Source organism: Pseudomonas sp. 86_A (assembly GCF_017491705.1).
Classification (GTDB): Bacteria; Pseudomonadota; Gammaproteobacteria; order Pseudomonadales; family Pseudomonadaceae; genus Aquipseudomonas; species Aquipseudomonas koreensis.
Map to the genome: position 1 here is coordinate 1 of NZ_JAFGYS010000037.1, position 1,419 is coordinate 1,419.

Genomic DNA, 1,419 nt, shown 5'->3' on the forward strand with positions numbered 1-1,419 from the left:
GGTAGCACTGTTTCACATCGATGACTTCAGTGTATGACGACCAGAGCGTTTTGTTCTGCAGCTGGTCTGTGGTGCTGTCCGGCGTCATCCTGCGCATCCGGATATTAAACGGGCGCGGCGGCAGGTTACCCATCACCACCGAGGCCAGATACTGCGAGGTGGTTTTGCCCTTAATGGTGATGTCTTTTTCCGTCACCCAGCCACCGTTACGTTGTATCTGAACCAGCAGGCGGACTTCCGACGGATTCCTGTCACCCTTTGAGGTGGTTTCCACCAGTGCCTGTACACCGAAGGTAAAGCGCAGACGGTCGATGTTTGCAGACGTAATGGTGCGGGTGATCGGCGTGTCATATTTCACTTCCGTACCCAGCACCGTCTCGGAGCCGGAGGATTCAAATCCCTCCGGCGGAGTCTGCTCCTGCTCACCAGCCCGGAACACCACCGTGACACCGGATATGTTGGTATTCCCCTCAGTGTCCAGCACCGGCGTACTGTTCAGCAGCACGCTTTTTAAGCCATCCACCGGACCTTCAATCGGCCCTTCGCTGATGGCATCGATCACACTCAGCAACTGCGTGGACTTCAGGTTGTCCTTCGCTTCGCGCGGGGTATGCCCCTTACTGCTTCCTTTACCCATTCCTCACGCTCCATAAATGACAAAACCGCCCGCAGGCGGTTTCACATAAAACATTTTGCATCAGCGACCAATCACCACAACCTGACCACCGTCCCCTTCGTCTGCCGTGCTGATCTCCTGAGAAACCACGCGTGACCCCACGCGCATTTCCCCGTACAGAACAGGCAGAACATTGCCCTGGGCAACCATGTTATCCAGTGAGGAGAAATAGGTGTTCTGCTTACCGTTATCCGTTGTCTGTATACGGGGAGTTCTGGCTTTCGGTGCCAGCATCTGCGCCACACCACCGAGCACCATACTGGCACCGAGAGAAAACAGGATGCCGGTCATACCACCGGCCCCAATGGCTGCCCCCCATGCTGCAAGGGTGGCTCCGGCGGTAAAGAATGATCCGGCAATGGCGGCAGCCCCCAGGACAATCTGGAATACGCCACCTGACTTGGCCCCGGCGACTCTGGGAACAATATGAATTACAGCGCCATCAGGCAGAGTCTCATGTAACTGCGCCGTTAACCCGGACGTGCTGACGTCCCGCCCGGCAATCCGTACCTGATACCAGCCGTCGCTCAGTTTCTGACGAAACGCCGGGAGCTGTGTGGCCAGTGCCCGGATGGCTTCAGCCCCCGTTTTCACACGAAGGTCGATGCGGCGACCAAATCGTTGTAAATCCCCGTAAAGGCAGATGCGCGCCATGCCCGGTGACGCCAGAGGGAGTGTGTGCGTCGCTGCCATTTGTCGGTGTACCTCTCTCGTTTGCTCAGTTGTTCAGGAATATGGTGCAG

General features: G+C 57.0%; 1 protein-coding gene and 2 pseudogenes. All 3 read right to left on the reverse strand.

Going from position 1 to position 1,419, the window contains the following annotated elements; translation table 11 throughout:
• A pseudogene (locus J5M57_RS27785) lies at nucleotides 1-637 on the reverse strand (host specificity protein J); the annotation flags it as partial.
• Nucleotides 638-697: 60 nt separating this feature from the next.
• On the reverse strand, nucleotides 698-1,270 hold the full coding sequence (locus tag J5M57_RS27790; RefSeq protein ID WP_001407644.1) for a tail assembly protein: 573 nt from the start codon (nucleotides 1,268-1,270) through the stop codon (nucleotides 698-700).
• Nucleotides 1,267-1,419, reverse strand: a pseudogene (locus J5M57_RS29000) (phage tail protein); the annotation flags it as partial. The pseudogene J5M57_RS29000 and the gene J5M57_RS27790, both read right to left, overlap by 4 nt.